We start from the raw sequence: 16,997 nt of genomic DNA on the forward strand, positions 1-16,997 counted from the left end.
AGGAGTGAGAAATGCGTAACACCATAAAGGGCGTACTGACGGCTATCGTCACCCCCTTTGACGCGGACGGCGACCTGAACTTACCGGGACTCACGCGGCAGATAGCGCGTCAGCTGGATGCCGGTAATGGCATCTTTTGCGGAGGGACCAACGGCGAGTTTTTCGTGTTGAGCGAAGAAGAAAAACTCGCCGTCACCCGGCACTGCGTGGAAACCGTGGCGGGACGCGCGCCCGTTGTGGCCCACGCAGGAGAAATATCCACCCGCCAGACCATCCGTCTTGGCAAACAGATCGCCTCACTGGGTGTGGATGCCGTATCGGTCATTACCCCTTACTTTGTTCCCCTAAAGCAAGACGAGCTAATCACGCACTATACGGCTATTGCCGATGCGCTGAGCGTGCCGATTTATCTCTACAACATTCCAGCGAGAACCGGTAACACCATTGAGCCCGACACCGCTCGCGCGCTGGCGGAGCATCCCAATATTATCGGTATTAAAGACAGTGCCGGTAGTTACGAGAGCCTGAGCGGATTCCTCAATGCGGTGAAAGACATTGACGGATTCGACGTGCTGAACGGCCCCGATTCGCTGATTCACCAGGGCTTTGTCGATGGCTGCTCCGCCTGTATTTCCGGACTGGCGAACGTCGCACCGGCGGCCATTAACGCCATCTGGTCACGCTTTAATGCGGGTGACATCGACGGTTCCCGCCGGGCTCAGGAAAGCGTCACCCAGCTTCGCACGGAGTTATACAGCGTCGCGTTTTCCCCCGCCGCAGTCAAAAAAGCGCTGCAGATTATGGGAGAAGACGTTGGAGAAAGCCGATACGCCGTGGCGTTTAACGCGCAACAGCTGCAACAGATACGCCAGATAGTGACAGCGTCACTGAATTAACCGGCGTCAGTTTCGTCAATAAGAATACCGGGTGCCTGAGGTGCCCAGGATTCACTCGCCCTGAAGAGAGGCAAAGATGAATAATTTTACCGCTGAAGATACCCTAATCATTGTCGGCATAGTGATTGTCTACATTCTGTTCACGACCTGGCTAACCTTCCGGATCCGCAGTAAAAACTCCGGTGATTTCATGGAAGGCTCCCGCGCAATGCCAGCATTTATTGTCGGGATCCTGCTCATGTCTGAATATATCGGCGCAAAATCCACTATCGGCACGGCGCAGGCCGCGTTTGAAGACGGGTTTGCGGCCTCCTGGTCCGTCATCGGTGCGGCGATTGGCTTTCCGCTGTTTGGTCTGTTGCTCGTCAAGCGCATCTATAACACAGGGAAAATCACCATCTCCGGGGCCATTGCCGAAAAGTACGGTAACAGCACCAAAAATATTATCTCCATCATCATGATCTACGCCCTTCTGCTGGTTAACGTAGGGAACTACGTCAGCGGTGCGGCGGCCATCTCCACCGTATTGAAGGTCAATTTGCCCGTTGCGGCGTTTATTACCGCTATCGTCAGCACCTTCTATTTCGCCTTTGGCGGCATGAAGGGTGTGGCGTGGGTGACGGTGCTGCACAGTGCGCTGAAATACTTCGGCATTCTGGTCATCATGGGCTTCGCGCTGTCTAAGACGGGCGGCTTCGCGCCAATGGTTGAAAACATGCCGGACTTCTACTGGACCTGGGATGGCAATATCGGCGCGTCGACCATTTTCGCATGGCTCATCGGCACCATTGGTTCCATCTTCTGTACCCAGTTTGTGATTCAGGCCATCTCCTCCACCAAAGACGTGAAATCGGCCAAACGTTCAACCTGGGTCGCGTTCTTCTTCTGTCTGCCGATTGCGCTGGCCATCGCGGTAATCGGCGTGGCGGCTAAATACCTGCACCCGGAGATCGACAGCCTGTATGCGATGCCGATTTTCCTGCAGGATATGAACCCGTGGCTGGCCGGTCTGGTCACCACCTCTCTGGTGGCGTCTATTTTCGTCAGCGTCAGTACCGTTGCGCTGGCTATCGCCTCCCTGGTGGTTAAAGACTTTTACGTGCCGATGCGCAACCCGACGCCTGAGCAGGAATTTAAGGCAACCCGCTGGATCTCACTGCTGATTGGCTTCCTGCCGCTGATTTTTGTTCTGCTGGTGCCTGAAGTCCTGAAGCTCTCGTTCTTTACCCGCGCCATTCGCCTGTCGATTTCCGTGGTGGCCGTTATCGCCTTCTACGCCCCGTTCTTCCGCAGCACCCGTGGGGCTAACGCTGGCCTAATTGGTGCCTGCGTCGTCACGTCGGTCTGGTATCTGCTTGGCGATCCGTTTGGTATAAACAATATGTATATCGCTCTGCTGACCCCAGCCGTCATCATGGTGATAGAGCGGCTTATTCCGGGAAAAGCGAACGCAAAAGCGCCCACCCCTGCAGAAAATAATGGAGTTTGATATGTCTGTAACCGTAACCCGCGACGGGATTGTTCGTCCGCACCCGCAGGACATTCACATGGAGACAGCCATGCTGCCTTCCTCTTGCCCACAAAACCATGCGGCAAACCTGCTGCCATTGCCAGATGGCGCGCTGATGTGCGTCTGGTTCGGGGGGACGCAGGAAGGGATTGCGGATATCTCCGTATGGGGTTCACGCCTGACACAGGGCAGCCAGCAGTGGAGCGACGCGGTTAAACTCTCTGACGACGCGACGCGCTCTGAGCAAAACCCGGTCCTCTTCCTTGCCCCGGACAACGTGCTGTGGCTGCTGTGGACCGCCCAGATTTCCGGCAATCAGGACACGGCGATTGTGCGCTATCGCCAGTCACTGGATTTGGGCCAAACCTGGGGCGAGATTGATACTCTTCTCGATAAACCGGGCACCTTTATCCGCCAGCCGATAGTGGTGCTGGAAAACGGCAACTGGCTGCTACCGGTGTTTTACTGCCGTACACGGCCGGGGGAGAAATGGGTAGGTAACGACGATATCAGCGCGGTGAAAATCTCGGAGGATCGCGGAAAAACCTGGCGTGATGTTGTGGTGCCCGAAAGCCTGGGCTGCGTGCATATGAATATTACCCCGCTTCACAACGGCACCCTGGTGGCGCTGTTCCGCAGCCGCTGGGCGGACAATATTTATTACAGCCAGTCAACGGACGGCGGCGAAAGCTGGTCCGTACCGGAGCCGACGGCGCTACCCAATAACAACTCCTCCATTCAGGTAACGACGCTTTCGAGCGGTGAACTGGCGCTGGTGTTCAATCACATGAGCGCCGCCGGTGCGCTTGAGCGCCGGGCGTCTCTCTACGATGAAATTGATGATGGTGATGACCGTAAAGAGCCGGTCGTTACCCGCGGTCGTGCTGCCTTCTGGGGTGCGCCGCGTGCGCCGATGACCGTCGCCATTTCGCCGGACGGCGGGAAAAGCTGGCCGTGGCAGCGTAACCTGGACGAGGGGGACGGTTACTGTATGACCAACAACTCCATGGAAAAACTCAATCGCGAATTTTCCTATCCCAGCATCAAACAGGGATCGGAAGGCAATATTCATATCGCTTACACCTACTTCCGTCAGGCCATCAAATACGTGCGGGTGACGCCAGAATGGGTCAAGGGGCTAATATGATTATCGGGCATCTCAACGCCCTGCCACTGGCAGGGCTACCGTCGGCGTTATACGCCCTGCTTTCCCGCCCGGAGTGCACGCTTCCGGCTCTTATGGCGCGCGCTGATGGTCGCTGGCAACCGGAGAATAGCGACTGGTTTTGCCATATCGGGCCTGCCAGGACGCAGCCGCGTATCGAGCGGCACACGGAGTACCATCACCAGTGGGCAGATATTCAGGTTGTGTTAGCAGGCGAAGAATATATTCACGCCGGAGCACTTCCCATCGGGCGGCCGGGTGATGAAGAGCGCAAGCCAGATCTGTTTATTGCCTCCACCGCTGAACACAGCGTCGCTATCCGTCTCGGCGCGGGTGATTTTGCCGTCTTTTACCCTGGTGAGCCCCATCAGGCGCTGTGTGCTGCCGTGTCGCCCATGACGGTGCGTAAAGCGGTATTCAAAATTCCCCGCACGATGCTGGAGGTTTGAGATGCGCCATGCTGTCGTTACCGGAGCCAGCTCGGGCATTGGTGAGGCGATCGTTAAACGTCTGCTGGCTGAAGGCTGGCAGGTGACCGGACTAAGCCGACGCCCCGTCACGCTGGAAACACCCAACTTCACCAGTCTGAGCGTTGATATCAGCAAGCCTGATGCGCTGATGGCCCTATTACAGCCCCTCCCTCCGCCTCACGCGGTGATCCATGCTGCCGGAATGATGGCTGCCGCGCCTCTGGGGCTGCTGGAGTCTGCTACGGGTGACACACTCTGGCGACTGCACGTGCAGGCGTGTGAAGTACTGTTTAACCACTTCGCACCCCGCATGGCGTCCGGAGGACGGCTGGTGGCGATAGGCAGCAGAACGTCACGCGGCGCAGCCGGACGTTCCCAGTATGTCGCCACCAAAGCGGCAATGGTTGGGATGATCAGAAGCTGGGCCGCCGAACTGGCCCCACGAGGGATTACCGCGAACGTGGTCGCTCCCGGAGCCACCCAAACGCCAATGCTCAGTTCGCCGGGGCGGGAAACCTCCCCGCCGAAATGTCCGCCGTTAGGGAGGCTTATCAGGCCAGAAGAGGTCGCCGGGTTGGTCAACTTCCTGTTGAGCGAAGAGGCCGCCGCCATTACCGGGCAAGAGATTGCGATCTGCGGCGGCGCATCGCTCAGCTAGCGCAAAAAGATCCGCCCTTTCAGATACAGCGTCGCCTGCCCGCCAATCAGCACGCGGTCGCCCTTTAACTCGCAGCGCAGATCCCCGCCACGGGCTGATACCTGGCGGGCATTCAGTGACGTTTTACCCAGTTTTTCGCTCCAGTACGGAATCAACATGCTGTGCGCCGATCCCGTCACCGGATCTTCCGGCACGCCTTCACCCGGACAGAAGAAGCGGCTGACAAAGTCATACGCGTCCCCCGGCGCCGTGACGCAGACCATTTTATCCAGCGGGATCATTGCCGCGATATCCGGCGTTAAGGCTTCCACCTGCTGCTGGCTTTCCAGCACTACCATGTAATCGCGCCCTGCGCGGATCTCTTGTGCACCGCTGATGCCCAGCGCGCTAAAGAGTAACGCGGGCGGATTGTCGACAACCTCCGTCGACCATGCCGGGAAATTGAGCGTCAGCCAGTCTCCGTTGCGCTTCACCGTCAGGTCGCCAACAAAACGCGTCGAGAAGGTGATTTCGGTATGCGGGTAATCGAGATATTCAAAAATGACGTGGGACGCCGCCAGCGTGGCATGTCCGCAGAGGTTAATTTCATCAAGCGTGGTAAACCAGCGCAGCTCAAAGCCGTTATCCGTACGCACGAAGAAGGCCGTTTCCGACTGGTTATGCTGCTTCGCCATGTTGAGCAGCGTCTCATCCGGAAGCCACTCTTCCAGCGGGCAAACCGCCGCCGCATTACCACCGAACGCCCTGTCGCTGAAGGCATCTACCAGATAAAAATCAATTTCCTGCATGGTCTCTTCCTCTTTTTTTCTAGCGCAGAAATACTGTGCCTTTCAAATATAATGATGCCTGGCCGCTCATCATCACGCGCGAGCCTTTCAGTTCGCAGCGCACATCACCGCCACGGGCCGAAACCTGACGCGCAAACAGCGTCGTTTTTCCCAGCGTTTCACTCCAGTAAGGAATGAGCATCGTATGCGCAGAGCCGGTGACAGGATCTTCAGGTACGGCAACCCCCGGAGAGAAGAAGCGGCTGACGAAATCGTACTCACCCTCCCCACGCGCGGTGACGGCAACCTTGTGTTCACCTGGCGTCATCGCGGAATAGTTTGGCGTCACGGCTTCCACCTGCTCACGATTTTCCAGCACCACCACCCAGGCGCGCCCCTTTCGGGCCTCAACGTAGCGGTTGATCCCCAGCGCGGCGAGCATCTCTGGCGGCGGGGTCAATTCCTGCGTCGGACTGGCCGGGAAATCGAGCGTCATCCAGTCACCTTCCCGGCTGACCGTCAGGCGGCCCGAGGCGGTCTCAAAGTGAATGCGCGAGTCCGGGTAGTCCAGCTCGTTAAACAGCACATACGCAGCGGCAAGCGTTGCGTGTCCGCAGAGATTGACCTCGGTTAAGGTGGTAAACCAGCGCAGCTCAATCCCGCCTTTACTGCACACGAAGAACGCGGTTTCGGACTGGTTATGCTGCTGCGCCATGCTGAGTAACGTCTCATCCGGTAGCCATGCCTTAAGCGGGCAAACCGCCGCCGGATTGCCACCAAATGAGGTATCACTAAACGCATCTACCAGATAAAAATCAATCTCCTGCATCGACTTACCGCCTGTTATCGTTGTGTTGTTCTTTATCTTCACGGAAAACCTCGCCCGCCGCTACCGCTGTGGCACGGTAAATTTTGTGATTAAGGTCACATTATGGTTGAGTTTTCGCCGTTTAAAGCTTTAAGATCGTCTCCTCATCGTTAATCAATCCCAGACATCTTTATGACAACAAACACGGTTTCCCGCAGGGTCGCGTGGCTACGTGTGGTCACGCTCGCCATCGCTGCGTTTATTTTCAATACCACTGAATTTGTTCCGGTTGGGCTGCTGTCTGACATAGCCGACAGCTTCCAGATGGAGACGGCGCAGGTGGGCATTATGTTGACCATCTACGCCTGGGTGGTGGCGCTGATGTCGCTGCCGTTTATGCTGCTGACCAGCCAGATGGAGCGGCGAAAGCTGCTGATTGGCCTGTTTGTGGTCTTCATCGCCAGCCATGTGCTGTCATTTATGGCGTGGAATTTTACGGTGCTGGTCGTTAGCCGCATCGGTATTGCCTTTGCCCACGCGGTGTTCTGGTCGATTACCGCGTCGCTCGCTATTCGCCTGGCACCGGCGGGGAAACGCGCGCAGGCGCTGAGCCTGATTGCCACCGGTACCGCGCTGGCGATGGTGCTCGGCCTGCCGATTGGCCGCATTGTTGGGCAATACTTCGGCTGGCGTACCACCTTCTTTGCCATCGGCATGGGGGCGCTGATCACGCTGGTCTGCCTCATCAAGCTGCTGCCAGCATTGCCGAGCGAACATTCCGGCTCGCTGAAAAGCCTGCCGCTGTTGATGCGTCGCCCGGCGCTGATGAGCATTTATTTGCTTACGGTGATTGTGGTAACCGCCCATTACACGGCCTACAGCTACATTGAGCCGTTTGTGCAGGTTGTGGCGGGCTTTAGCGCCAATTTCGCCACGGTTCTGCTGCTGATTCTGGGCGGCGCGGGCATTATCGGCAGTATTTTGTTTGGTAAGCTCGGCAACCAGCATGCGTCTACGCTGGTGAGCAGCGCCATTGGCCTGCTGCTGGCGTGCCTGCTGTTGTTGATGCCTGCCGCGGGCAGCGAAAGCCATCTGGCGATCCTCAGCCTGTTTTGGGGCGTAGCAATCATGATTATCGGTCTGGGCATGCAGGTGAAAGTGCTGGCGCTGGCACCGGATGCCACGGACGTCGCGATGTCGCTGTTCTCGGGGATTTTCAATCTGGGGATTGGCGCGGGCGCGCTGGTGGGAAATCAGATTAGCCTGCACGTGTCGATGTCGGCGATTGGCTATCTCGGGGCGATCCCTGCGCTGGTGGCGCTTATCTGGTCGCTGCTGATCTTCCGCAAATGGCCGGTGGCGCTCGAGGAACAGGGTCAGCACGGGTGAGGTTTGTTTGTGCCGGGTGGCGCTGCGCTTACCCGGCCTACGAAATCCGTCTTTTTGTAGGCCGGGTAAGGCGAAGCCGCCACCCGGCAATGACCTCAATGATAGGTCTTAATAATTTCCAGCACGCCGTTAATAATAAACTGCACGCCCATACACACCAGCAGGAAGCCCATCAGACGGGAAATCGCTTCAATCCCGCCCTTTCCTACCCAGCGCATAATCGCGCCGGAACTGCGCAGCGACGCCCACACGATAATACCGATAAGCGCGAAAATCAGCGGTGGCGCAACCGTCAGCACCCAGTCCGGGAAGGTGGAGCTATCACGCACCGTTGAGGCGGAGCTGATGATCATCGCAATCGTTCCCGGCCCCGCCGTACTCGGCATCGCTAACGGGACAAAAGCAATATTCGCGCTGGGCTCTGTTTCCAGCTCTTCGGATTTGCTGGCCGCTTCCGGTGATTCATGCGCTTTTTGCGCGGGGAACAGCATACGGAACCCAATAAAGGCCACAATCAGCCCCCCGGCGATACGCAGGCCGGGAATCGAAATCCCAAAGGTGTTCATCACCAGCTGCCCGGCGTAGTAAGCCACCATCATGATGGCAAACACATAGACAGAGGCCATCATCGACTGATGATTTCGCTCTGCGCTGTTCATGTTCCCTGCCAGCCCCAGAAACAGCGCCACCGTCGTTAACGGGTTCGCCAGCGGCAGCAACACCACCAGCCCGAGGCCAATTGCTTTAATCAAATCCAACATAGTGCGTCGTTGTCCTTATCCATATTCATCCCCGCAATTATAGGGTGAAAGTGTGACATTCAGCCATGACCACAACGTAACCATTATTTTCTCACTGCAAAGATAACCCTGCGTTATGTATATGATTTGAAAGCACTCAAAAAAAGTTCATGAAACGTTTTAGCAATTCGTGGCATCCGTCGATTCATTCAGTTGACTTATACTTGCCTGAGCAATAATATCTGCCGTGACTAAACTACTTGCCAGGGCAACCATTGTGAAAAGCACCAGCGATCTCTTTAACGACATCATTCCACTGGGCCGTCTTATTCACATGGTTAACCAGAAAAAAGATCGCCTGCTCAATGACTATCTGTCACCGCTGGATATCACCGCAACACAGTTCAAAGTGCTGTGTTCCATTCGCTGCGAAGTGTGTATCACGCCGGTTGAGCTGAAAAAGGTGCTCTCTGTCGATCTGGGTGCGTTAACCCGCATGCTGGATCGTCTCGTCTGCAAAGGATGGATAGAACGAAGCCCTAACCCGAATGACAAACGCGGCGTGCTGATCAAACTGACCAGCGACGGCGCGGCCATGTGTGAGCAATGTCATCAACTCGTAGGACAAACACTGCATCAGGAACTAACAAAAAACTTAACGGCAGATGAAGTGGCAACGCTTGAGCTTTTGCTTAAGAAAATACTGCCGTAAACAGAAAAAGAGGTATGACGATGTCCAGACGCAATACTGACGCTATCACCATTCATAGCATTTTGGACTGGATCGAGGACAACCTGGAATCGCCGCTCTCCCTTGAAAAAGTGTCAGAGCGTTCAGGGTACTCAAAATGGCACCTGCAACGGATGTTCAAAAAAGAGACCGGTCATTCATTAGGTCAATATATTCGCAGCCGCAAGCTGACGGAGATTGCCCAAAAACTGAAAGAAAGTAATGAGCCGATCCTTTATCTGGCGGAGCGTTACGGATTTGAATCGCAACAAACCCTGACGCGCACGTTTAAGAACTACTTTGATGTGCCGCCTCATAAGTATCGTATCACCAGCATGCCGGGTGAATCCCGATATCTGTATCCGTTAAAACACTGTAGTTAAACAACGCCTGTAAAGACGTACCGAGGAAATCATGAAAGTTACCGTCTCCGCCGCCCTCGCCTTGCTGGTGCTGTTTTCCAGCCAGACCTTCGCGGAGCAAACGCCCAGTGCAACGCAGCAAAATAATCGTGACACGATGATTTTGCCGTCAGCACATGACCAGTCACCTTTTGATTTCAACCATATGGGGGCTGGTAGCGACAAATCCGACGAATTAGGCGTGCCGTATTACAATCAGCACGGCTTCTGATTCGTTTTGCCCCGCGTTTGCGGGGCTTTTTTGTGCCCTAACTCCGTACCCGCGTCGCCCGACGCACGCGAAAACCAAACACGTTGATGTAGAGTCCACCCATGATCAGCACCGCGCCAAAGAGCTGCAGCGCGCTGAGCTTTTCATCCAGCAGCAACGCCGCGCTGGCCAGCCCCACCACGGGTACCAGCAGAGACAGCGGCGCCACCCGCCAGGTTTCATAGCGACCCAGCAGCGACCCCCAAATGCCATAGCCGATAATCGTGGCGACGAACGCCAGATAAATCAGCGACAGGATAGTCGTCAGATCGATCTCGACCAGGCTTTTTAGCATCATGTCCGGGCCGTCCAGAATAAACGATGCCGCCAGAAACGGGATAATCGGGATTAGCGCACTCCACACCACCAGAGACATCACCGCCGGACGCGCTTCATGCTGCATAATCAGCTTGTTGAAGATGTTTCCGCAGGCCCAGCTCAGCCCCGCCGCCAGCGTGAGCATAAAGCCCAGCAGGGCCACATGCTGGCCGTTCAGGCTGGCTTCAATCAGCACCAGCACGCCAAACACCGCCAGCGTGATCCCCGCCAGCTGTTTACCCTGTAAACGCTCACCAAATACAAACGCGCCGAGAATGATGGTAAAGAACGCCTGCGCCTGCAGAACCAGCGAGGCCAGACCGGCGGGCATGCCGAATTTAATGGCACAGAAGAGGAACGCAAATTGCCCGAAACTGATGGTCAGGCCGTAGCCCAGCAGCAGTTTCAGAGGGATTTTCGGACGCGCCACGAAAAAGAGCGCCGGGAACGCCACCAGCATAAAACGTAAACCTGCCAGCATCAGCGGGGGCATATTGTGCAACCCCAGCTTGATGACCACAAAATTAAGCCCCCACACTACGACCACCAGCAACGCCAGCAGCCCGTCTTTACGCGTCATACCCTGCCCCTGAATTATTAATAATTTGTTAACACTTCAAGGTAACAGAAAAAATAGCACCACGAGAAGATCATTAATTCTGGCAGTCAGGCGAAGCACTTACGGATAAATTAGGCGCTATACAAGCCCCTTATGTCGTGATACTCCTTTTATGACACAACAAAAAAAGCATAAGCATTTGTCGGGCAGGAATATGAAACCATCTCTCAGGCGCTCTACCGCAGCGCTGCTGGCATCGTCATTGTTATTAACAATCGGTCGAGGGGCAACGCTGCCGTTTATGACCATTTATCTCACGCGCGCGTACAGCATGAGCGTCGAGAATATCGGTTATGCGCTGACCATTGCGCTGACCATTGGCGTCGTGTTCAGCTTAGGGTTTGGCATTCTCGCCGATAAGTTTGATAAAAAGCGCTATATGCTGATCGCCATTGTGGCGTTTATTGCGGGGTTTGTGGCCATTCCGCTGGTTAATAACGTCACGCTGGTGGTGCTGTTTTTTGCGCTGATCAACTGCGCCTACTCGGTTTTTTCAACGGTACTCAAAGCCTGGTTTGCGGATGTGCTGACCTCAAGCGAGAAAGCCCGCGTCTTCTCCCTGAACTACAGCTTCCTGAACATAGGCTGGACGATCGGACCACCGCTTGGAACCCTGCTGGTGATGTACAGCCTGCAGCTCCCGTTCTGGCTGGCGGCCTTTTGCGCCGCACTGCCGCTCGGCTTTATCCATTTCTTTGTACAGAAAAGCGTTGCGTTAGATACCGCTGAAGAAAAGGCGCCATGGCAACCGTCGGTATTGCTGAAGGACCGCGCCCTGTTCTGGTACACGCTGTCTGGTCTGCTCGCGTCTTACGTCGGGGGATCGTTTGCAACCTGCATTTCACAGTATGTGCTTGCCGCGCACGCGGACGGTGATTTCGCTGAAAAAGTGGTGGCCGTGGTGCTCCCCGTCAACGCGGCCGTGGTGGTGACGCTGCAATACGCCCTCGGGCGTAAAATTTCAGCCAGCAACATTCGCCCGCTGATGACCATTGCCACCCTGTTTTTCATCGTGGGTCTGGGCGGGTTTATGCTCTCCGGTGAAAACCTGGTTTACTGGGGCATCGCTGCCGCGATCTTTACCCTCGGGGAGATTATCTATGCACCGGGGGAATATATGCTGATCGACAACATCGCCCCGCCGGGAATGAAGGCGAGCTATTTCTCCGCCCAGGCGCTGGGCTGGCTGGGCGCGGCGGCGAACCCGATGATCACCGGGCTCATCCTGACCCATCTGCCGCACTGGTCATTGTTTGTGATTATGATGGCCGCCATCGTCATTGCCTGGCTGATGATTTTGCGTGGGATGAGCGTGAAAGCGTGGTGCGACGCGCCCAAAGTCGCGTAACCATGTAGGCCGGGTAAGGCGAAGCCGCCACCCGGCTCAGGCAAAAGCTAGTGGTGCAACATCTCTTCAACCACCTGTTCTTTGTACATCTCGTTCGGGTAGTACGTCGGCCAGTTATCCATCTCTTTCAGCAGCGCCTCATGGGAGGTATTGCCCATGAAAAGATGGAAGTGTGAAGAGGCTTTCGGTCCAATGATATGGTCGCTGAACTGAACAAACTTCGGTGCCTGGCTGCTGGCATCCTTGCACTCAAACAGATAGCGAACGCCTTTTTTGCCTGAGGCATAGGTCAGGATTTTGTAACCGCTGTAGTCATAGTGACAGCGTCTCACCGTTTCCCCCTGGTGGAATTCCATCACATTATTTTCGATGCCGATAGATCCCACGTCCGTTGCGTAGCCCGTACGGTAATAGGCTTTCACCGCCTCAACGGATTTGCGGTCCTTCTCCGCTTTCTTCTTAAATACCGGATCGAGCGAACCGTCCAACAGGAACGGATAGACGGATTGCCAGGTGCCGTCCCAGTCCGACAGCTTTCTGTCCTTCACGTCTTTATCCTCAAACACGCCGTTCGCCGCCTTCTGTTCCGCCTCGGTCATCTGGTGACCGTGCGAATGGGCAAACAGCTGGCCGCTGACCAGCAGCGCCCCCAGAGTCATGGCAATTTTTCCAATATGTGCAGCCAAAACAAAACCCTCATTCCGTTTTATAAGAATGATAATGTTATATTATAACATTTCAGATCGCAACCAGTCCGCGAACGCCCTCCTGCTCCATATTTTCACCACGCCCCTGCTGAATAATGGTGCCGCGCGACATCAGCAGATAGCTGTCGGCCAGCTCGGCGGCAAAGTCATAAAACTGCTCAACCAGCAGAATCGCCATATCGCCGCGATCCGCCAGCGAGCGGATCACCTGTCCAATCTCTTTGATAACCGATGGCTGAATGCCCTCCGTCGGCTCATCGAGGATCAGAAGCTGGGGCCGACTTGCCAGCGCGCGTCCTATCGCCAGCTGTTGCTGTTGTCCCCCCGAGAGATCGCCCCCGCGGCGGTGCTTCATCTCTTTTAACACCGGAAACAGCTGCCAGATCTCATCCGGCACCTGCTTCGCGTCGCGGGCGGAAAAGCGTGACAGCCCCAGCAGCAGATTCTCTTCAACGGTTAAGCGCGGGAAAATCTCGCGCCCCTGCGGGACATACGCCACGCCAGCGTGCACCCGCTGGTGCGGCTTGCTGTGGGTGATTTTCTTGCCCTGCCAGACGATGTCACCGCTTTTCGCCGGGATCAGCCCCATCAGACACTTCAGCAGCGTGGTTTTACCGACGCCGTTGCGCCCCAGAAGGCAGGTGACCTCGCCACTAAGAGCCTGAAAGCTCACGCCGCGCAGAATATGGCTGCCGCCGTAGTATTGATTCAGTTCGTTAACCTGTAGCATTACGGCTCCTTAGCGTCCCAGATAGACTTCAATCACCTGCTCGTTGGCCTGTACCTCACGAAGCGAGCCTTCTGCCAGCACGCGCCCCTGATGCAGCACCGTCACCCGGTCGGCGATGGTTTCCACAAACCCCATGTCATGTTCCACCACCATCAGAGAGTGTTTGCCCGCCAGCGTTCTGAACAGTTCTGCGGTGTATTCGGTTTCCGCGTCCGTCATTCCGGCGGCGGGCTCGTCCAGCAGCAGCAGATGCGGATCCTGCACCAGCAGCATACCGATCTCCAGAAACTGTTTTTGCCCGTGAGAAAGCAGCCCGGCGCGGCGGTCGCGCTCGCTGCTGAGCCGCAGAAGCACCAGCATTTCATCAATGCGATCGACCTGTTCGCCGTTTAGCTTTGCCCGCAGACTCGCCCAGACGGATTTGTCGGTTTTCATTGCGATTTCGAGGTTTTCCCACACCGTCAGCGCTTCGAATACCGTGGGTTTCTGGAATTTACGCCCGATCCCCTGCCGGGCAATGGCGGCGGGATCGAGCAGGGTCAGATCGACAGACTGGTCATAGCGCGCTTTGCCGCTTTGAGGCCGCGTTTTGCCGGTGATGACGTCCATTAACGTCGTTTTGCCCGCGCCGTTAGGCCCAATCACGCAGCGCAGTTCGCCCACGCCAATATTGAGCGAGAGATCCGTCAACGCCTGAAAGCCGTCAAAATTGACGTTGATGGCCTCAAGCTGCAACACGGGATCGGTCTGTTCCCGGTAGCGGTCACCCGGCAGCTGCCGGGTGAATAATCCGTCAGATGGCTGCATTATTTCTCCCCCTTACGCAACAGGCCGTAGACGCCGCGCGGCAAGAACAGCGTGACGGCGATGAAAATCAGCCCGAGAAACAGCTGCCAGTATTCCGGCATCGCGACGGTGAAGAAGCTCTTGGCACCGTTCACCAGCGCCGCGCCGATCACCGGACCGACCAGCGTGCCGCGCCCGCCCAGCGCCACCCAGATCGCGGCTTCAATCGAGTTGGTCGGCGACATTTCGCCAGGGTTGATAATGCCCACCTGCGGGACGTACAGCGCTCCCGCCAGACCGCACAGCACCGCGGACAGCGTCCACACCAGCAGCTTGAACCCGCGCGGATCGTAACCGCAGAACGTCAACCGGTTTTCCGCGTCACGCACCGCCGTCAGGATGCGGCCAAACTTGCTTTTCGCCAGCGCAAATCCTGTGCCTAATGCCAGAATCAGCAGCAACACGGTCGCCAGAAACAGCGCGATGCGCGTGGCGGTCTCCGTCACCGGGAATCCGAGCAGGGTCGTAAAACCGGTAAAGCCGTTATTACCGCCAAAACCGGTTTCGTTACGAAAGAACAGCAGCATGCCCGCGTAGGTCAGCGCCTGGGTCATGATGGAAAAATAGACCCCTTTGATTTTTGAGCGGAAGGCAAACCAGCCAAACACCAGCGCCAGCAATCCCGGAACCATCACAATCAGGACCAGCGCCCAGGCAAAGTGCTGGGTGCCCCACCAGAACCACGGCAGCTCGCTCCAGGAGAGAAAGGACATGAACGCAGGCAGACCGTCCCCCGCCGCCTGGCGCATCAGGTACATGCCCATCGCATAGCCGCCAAGGGCAAAGAAAATGCCGTGTCCCAGCGAGAGCATGCCTGCGTATCCCCACACCAGATCGAGCGCAACGGCCACGATGGCATAGCAGAGGATCTTGCCAATCAGCGTCAGCATCCAGGTCGATAGCGCCAGGGGATGCGTGGCGGGCAGCAACGCGAAAAACGGTAAGATCAGCAGACACGCCACCAGCAGGCTGCCCGCAATCTGAGTCGTGCGCGGCGCTTTACGCGCCATCGTTAAGGTAAGCGGCTGGCTCATCAGTCAGTAACCCTCCCTTTTAAGGCAAAGAGTCCCTGAGGGCGTTTCTGAATAAACAGAACGATCGCCACCAGAATCAGGATTTTGCCGAGTACCGCACCCATCTGCGGTTCGAGGATTTTGTTGAAAATCCCGAGGCCAAACGCCGCCGCCACGCTGCCGGCCAGCTGGCCCACGCCGCCCAGCACCACCACCAGGAACGAGTCGATAATGTAGCCCTGACCCAGCTCCGGCCCGACGTTCCCCAACTGGGAAAGCGCCACGCCGCCCAGACCGGCAATGCCGGACCCCAGCCCAAACGCCAGCATGTCGACGCGCCCGGTAGGCACTCCGCAGCAGGCAGCCATGCTGCGGTTTTGGGTCACCGCGCGGACGTTCAGGCCAAGACGGGTTTTGTTCAGAATCAGCCAGGTGAAGAACAGCACCAGCAGCACAAAGCCCAGCACCACGATACGGTTCCACGGCAGCGTCAGGTTGGCGAACACCTGCACGCCTCCGGAAAGCCAGAACGGGTTTGCCACCTCCAGGTTTTGTGCCCCGAACGTCATGCGTACCAGTTGGATAAGCATCAGGCTTATCCCCCATGTCGCCAGCAGCGTTTCCAGTGGACGGCCGTAAAGATGGCGGATCACCGTGCGCTCGAGAATCATCCCGATGCCCGCCGTCAGGCAAAATGCCACGGGCAGCGCAATAACCGGATAAAGCGCCAGCCACTGGGGCAGAAATTGCGCCATCACCTGCTGCACCATCCAGGTGGCATACGCCCCTAACATCAACATTTCACCGTGGGCCATGTTGATGACGCCAAGCAGACCATAGGTGATTGCCAGCCCCAGCGCAGCCAGCAGCAGGACAGAGCCCAGCGAAAGCCCCATAAACGCTTGCCCAAGCAGGTCTCCCCACATCAGACGATGCTGAATGCGGCTCAGGCTCTCGGCGGCCGCCGCACGCACCTTCGCATCCGGCTCCGTCTGCGGTTGGGTAAACGGCGTGATTTTTGCCTGCACGTCCGGGTCGTCGGATTGACCCAGCAGTTCAATAGCCTGAAGACGGGTCTCCGCCTGAGGACTGGCAAGCTGGAGGTTCGCCAGCGCCAGCAGCAGCGACTGCCGCGTCACGTCATCCGTTTCGAGACTGACCTGTTTTTGCAGAAAACCGAGCATATCTGGCAGGGTATCCCGCTGGAGCTGCCGGGCTGCGTCGCGCCTTTCGGTGACGTTGTCACTTATGAGTTGATGTGTCGCCAGGGCAGTCGCCGCCAGCACACGCAGTCGGTTGGTCAGGCGTACGGCTTTGGTTGGCCCTTCTGCCGCCGTTGCCGCCCCGAGCGGCACCATCTCGCCGCCGTGCCTGGCAAAGGCATGCTTCTGGCCGTCGATAAACAGGCTTTCAGCTTGCAGTGCCTGAAGCAGCGGCATCCTTGCCGCATCCGGTGAAGCCGCCCACGCGGTCAGCATTGCTGCTTGCTGCGTGCGGCTCGCAGCAACAAAGTTATCGGCATCCGATGCCTGCGCCATCCCTGGCAGCAGTCCGGTAAGCCATACAAGAGCGATGAACATGCGCATGGCGTTCATGACGTTTCTCCCTGCG

General features: G+C 56.8%; 19 protein-coding genes. 10 read left to right on the plus strand and 9 right to left on the minus strand.

The annotated features are described in order from the left end of the window. Positions 1-11 precede the first annotated feature (11 nt). From KK102_RS01570 to KK102_RS01590, 5 genes are all read left to right on the plus strand, one after another. Positions 12-896 carry a dihydrodipicolinate synthase family protein gene (locus KK102_RS01570; protein WP_108417482.1) on the plus strand — a complete coding sequence of 295 codons (885 nt, stop codon included), beginning with the start codon at positions 12-14 and terminating at the stop codon, positions 894-896. A 76-nt stretch (positions 897-972) separates the two neighbouring features. Beyond that, positions 973-2,385 (plus strand): sodium:solute symporter family protein, encoded by a 1,413-nt coding sequence (locus KK102_RS01575; RefSeq protein ID WP_126544667.1) that lies wholly within the window; start codon positions 973-975, stop codon positions 2,383-2,385. A gap of 1 nt (position 2,386) precedes the next feature. Then, entirely contained in the window at positions 2,387-3,553 is a 1,167-nt protein-coding gene (locus KK102_RS01580) for a sialidase family protein (protein ID WP_216356792.1), read from the plus strand. Next, positions 3,550-4,020, plus strand: a complete 471-nt coding sequence (locus KK102_RS01585; RefSeq protein ID WP_216356793.1) for a NanQ anomerase/TabA/YiaL family protein — start codon at positions 3,550-3,552, stop codon at positions 4,018-4,020. The genes KK102_RS01580 and KK102_RS01585 overlap by 4 nt, the downstream gene beginning before the upstream one ends. Position 4,021: 1 nt before the next feature. Continuing rightward, the gene (locus tag KK102_RS01590; RefSeq protein ID WP_216356794.1) at positions 4,022-4,699 is read left to right on the plus strand and encodes an SDR family NAD(P)-dependent oxidoreductase; all 678 of its coding nucleotides are present in this window, start codon (positions 4,022-4,024) and stop codon (positions 4,697-4,699) included. Here the strand turns inward: KK102_RS01590 and KK102_RS01595 are convergent. Both KK102_RS01595 and KK102_RS01600 read right to left on the minus strand, forming a co-directional pair. Continuing rightward, positions 4,696-5,487 (minus strand): PhzF family phenazine biosynthesis protein, encoded by a 792-nt coding sequence (locus KK102_RS01595; protein WP_126544663.1) that lies wholly within the window; start codon positions 5,485-5,487, stop codon positions 4,696-4,698. The genes KK102_RS01590 and KK102_RS01595 overlap by 4 nt on opposite strands. A 19-nt stretch (positions 5,488-5,506) precedes the next feature. Then, on the minus strand, positions 5,507-6,295 hold the full coding sequence (locus tag KK102_RS01600) for a PhzF family phenazine biosynthesis protein (RefSeq protein ID WP_126544662.1): 789 nt from the start codon (positions 6,293-6,295) through the stop codon (positions 5,507-5,509). A 171-nt stretch (positions 6,296-6,466) separates the two neighbouring features. On the opposite strand from KK102_RS01600, the gene KK102_RS01605 reads away from it, so the two are divergent. Continuing rightward, entirely contained in the window at positions 6,467-7,663 is a 1,197-nt protein-coding gene (locus KK102_RS01605; RefSeq protein WP_126544661.1) for a sugar transporter, read from the plus strand. A 95-nt stretch (positions 7,664-7,758) separates the two neighbouring features. Here KK102_RS01605 and KK102_RS01610 read toward each other — a convergent pair whose 3' ends face one another. After that, the gene (locus KK102_RS01610) at positions 7,759-8,424 is read right to left on the minus strand and encodes a MarC family NAAT transporter (RefSeq protein WP_010431105.1); all 666 of its coding nucleotides are present in this window, start codon (positions 8,422-8,424) and stop codon (positions 7,759-7,761) included. Positions 8,425-8,680: 256 nt separating this feature from the next. Between KK102_RS01610 and marR the strand changes: the two genes are divergently transcribed. The 3 genes from marR to marB are packed head-to-tail and all read left to right on the plus strand — an operon-like array spanning position 8,681 to position 9,766. Beyond that, positions 8,681-9,115: a multiple antibiotic resistance transcriptional regulator MarR gene (gene marR, locus KK102_RS01615; protein WP_010431103.1), complete on the plus strand. Its 435-nt coding sequence runs from the start codon at positions 8,681-8,683 to the stop codon at positions 9,113-9,115. Positions 9,116-9,135: 20 nt separating this feature from the next. Further along, entirely contained in the window at positions 9,136-9,516 is a 381-nt protein-coding gene (gene marA / locus KK102_RS01620) for an MDR efflux pump AcrAB transcriptional activator MarA (RefSeq protein WP_001303241.1), read from the plus strand. A 31-nt stretch (positions 9,517-9,547) separates the two neighbouring features. Further along, positions 9,548-9,766 (plus strand): multiple antibiotic resistance protein MarB, encoded by a 219-nt coding sequence (gene marB / locus KK102_RS01625; protein WP_010431092.1) that lies wholly within the window; start codon positions 9,548-9,550, stop codon positions 9,764-9,766. A gap of 37 nt (positions 9,767-9,803) precedes the next feature. On the opposite strand, the gene eamA is transcribed toward marB, so the two are convergent. Continuing rightward, entirely contained in the window at positions 9,804-10,703 is a 900-nt protein-coding gene (eamA, locus tag KK102_RS01630; protein WP_216356795.1) for an O-acetylserine/cysteine exporter, read from the minus strand. Between the two features lie 193 nt (positions 10,704-10,896). Between eamA and ydeE the strand changes: the two genes are divergently transcribed. Then, the gene (ydeE, locus tag KK102_RS01635) at positions 10,897-12,090 is read left to right on the plus strand and encodes an efflux MFS transporter YdeE (RefSeq protein ID WP_126544659.1); all 1,194 of its coding nucleotides are present in this window, start codon (positions 10,897-10,899) and stop codon (positions 12,088-12,090) included. Between the two features lie 47 nt (positions 12,091-12,137). Here ydeE and zinT read toward each other — a convergent pair whose 3' ends face one another. Genes zinT through urtB form a run of 5 tightly spaced genes read right to left on the minus strand, consistent with a single transcriptional unit; the run spans position 12,138 to position 16,981 of the window. Next, positions 12,138-12,776, minus strand: a complete 639-nt coding sequence (gene zinT, locus KK102_RS01640) for a metal-binding protein ZinT (RefSeq protein ID WP_126544658.1) — start codon at positions 12,774-12,776, stop codon at positions 12,138-12,140. Between the two features lie 52 nt (positions 12,777-12,828). Then, entirely contained in the window at positions 12,829-13,527 is a 699-nt protein-coding gene (gene urtE / locus KK102_RS01645; protein WP_216356796.1) for an urea ABC transporter ATP-binding subunit UrtE, read from the minus strand. Positions 13,528-13,536: 9 nt separating this feature from the next. Then, entirely contained in the window at positions 13,537-14,334 is a 798-nt protein-coding gene (gene urtD, locus KK102_RS01650; protein ID WP_126544656.1) for an urea ABC transporter ATP-binding protein UrtD, read from the minus strand. Further along, positions 14,334-15,407: an urea ABC transporter permease subunit UrtC gene (gene urtC / locus KK102_RS01655; RefSeq protein ID WP_010431075.1), complete on the minus strand. Its 1,074-nt coding sequence runs from the start codon at positions 15,405-15,407 to the stop codon at positions 14,334-14,336. The genes urtD and urtC overlap by 1 nt, the downstream gene beginning before the upstream one ends. Continuing rightward, positions 15,407-16,981, minus strand: coding sequence for an urea ABC transporter permease subunit UrtB (gene urtB, locus KK102_RS01660; protein WP_216356797.1), 1,575 nt, complete (start codon positions 16,979-16,981; stop codon positions 15,407-15,409). The genes urtC and urtB overlap by 1 nt, the downstream gene beginning before the upstream one ends. Positions 16,982-16,997 lie beyond the last annotated feature (16 nt).

The sequence above is a fragment of the Enterobacter quasimori genome, from assembly GCF_018597345.1.
Taxonomy (GTDB): Bacteria; Pseudomonadota; Gammaproteobacteria; order Enterobacterales; family Enterobacteriaceae; genus Enterobacter; species Enterobacter mori.

Bases quoted from the DNA above. Each gene is read 5' to 3' on its own strand.
- KK102_RS01570 (WP_108417482.1), top strand. From the start codon at position 12: ATGCGTAACACCATAAAGGGCGTACTGACGGCTATCGTCACCCCCTTT.
- KK102_RS01590 (WP_216356794.1), top strand. From the start codon at position 4,022: ATGCGCCATGCTGTCGTTACCGGAGCCAGCTCGGGCATTGGTGAGGCG.
- eamA (WP_216356795.1), bottom strand. From the start codon at position 10,703: ATGACGCGTAAAGACGGGCTGCTGGCGTTGCTGGTGGTCGTAGTGTGG.
- KK102_RS01605 (WP_126544661.1), top strand. From the start codon at position 6,467: ATGACAACAAACACGGTTTCCCGCAGGGTCGCGTGGCTACGTGTGGTC.
- KK102_RS01595 (WP_126544663.1), bottom strand. From the start codon at position 5,487: ATGCAGGAAATTGATTTTTATCTGGTAGATGCCTTCAGCGACAGGGCG.
- KK102_RS01580 (WP_216356792.1), top strand. From the start codon at position 2,387: ATGTCTGTAACCGTAACCCGCGACGGGATTGTTCGTCCGCACCCGCAG.
- ydeE (WP_126544659.1), top strand. From the start codon at position 10,897: ATGAAACCATCTCTCAGGCGCTCTACCGCAGCGCTGCTGGCATCGTCA.
- KK102_RS01575 (WP_126544667.1), top strand. From the start codon at position 973: ATGAATAATTTTACCGCTGAAGATACCCTAATCATTGTCGGCATAGTG.
- KK102_RS01610 (WP_010431105.1), bottom strand. From the start codon at position 8,424: ATGTTGGATTTGATTAAAGCAATTGGCCTCGGGCTGGTGGTGTTGCTG.
- urtD (WP_126544656.1), bottom strand. From the start codon at position 14,334: ATGCAGCCATCTGACGGATTATTCACCCGGCAGCTGCCGGGTGACCGC.
- KK102_RS01585 (WP_216356793.1), top strand. From the start codon at position 3,550: ATGATTATCGGGCATCTCAACGCCCTGCCACTGGCAGGGCTACCGTCG.
- marA (WP_001303241.1), top strand. From the start codon at position 9,136: ATGTCCAGACGCAATACTGACGCTATCACCATTCATAGCATTTTGGAC.
- urtE (WP_216356796.1), bottom strand. From the start codon at position 13,527: ATGCTACAGGTTAACGAACTGAATCAATACTACGGCGGCAGCCATATT.
- urtC (WP_010431075.1), bottom strand. From the start codon at position 15,407: ATGAGCCAGCCGCTTACCTTAACGATGGCGCGTAAAGCGCCGCGCACG.
- marB (WP_010431092.1), top strand. From the start codon at position 9,548: ATGAAAGTTACCGTCTCCGCCGCCCTCGCCTTGCTGGTGCTGTTTTCC.
- urtB (WP_216356797.1), bottom strand. From the start codon at position 16,981: ATGAACGCCATGCGCATGTTCATCGCTCTTGTATGGCTTACCGGACTG.
- KK102_RS01600 (WP_126544662.1), bottom strand. From the start codon at position 6,295: ATGCAGGAGATTGATTTTTATCTGGTAGATGCGTTTAGTGATACCTCA.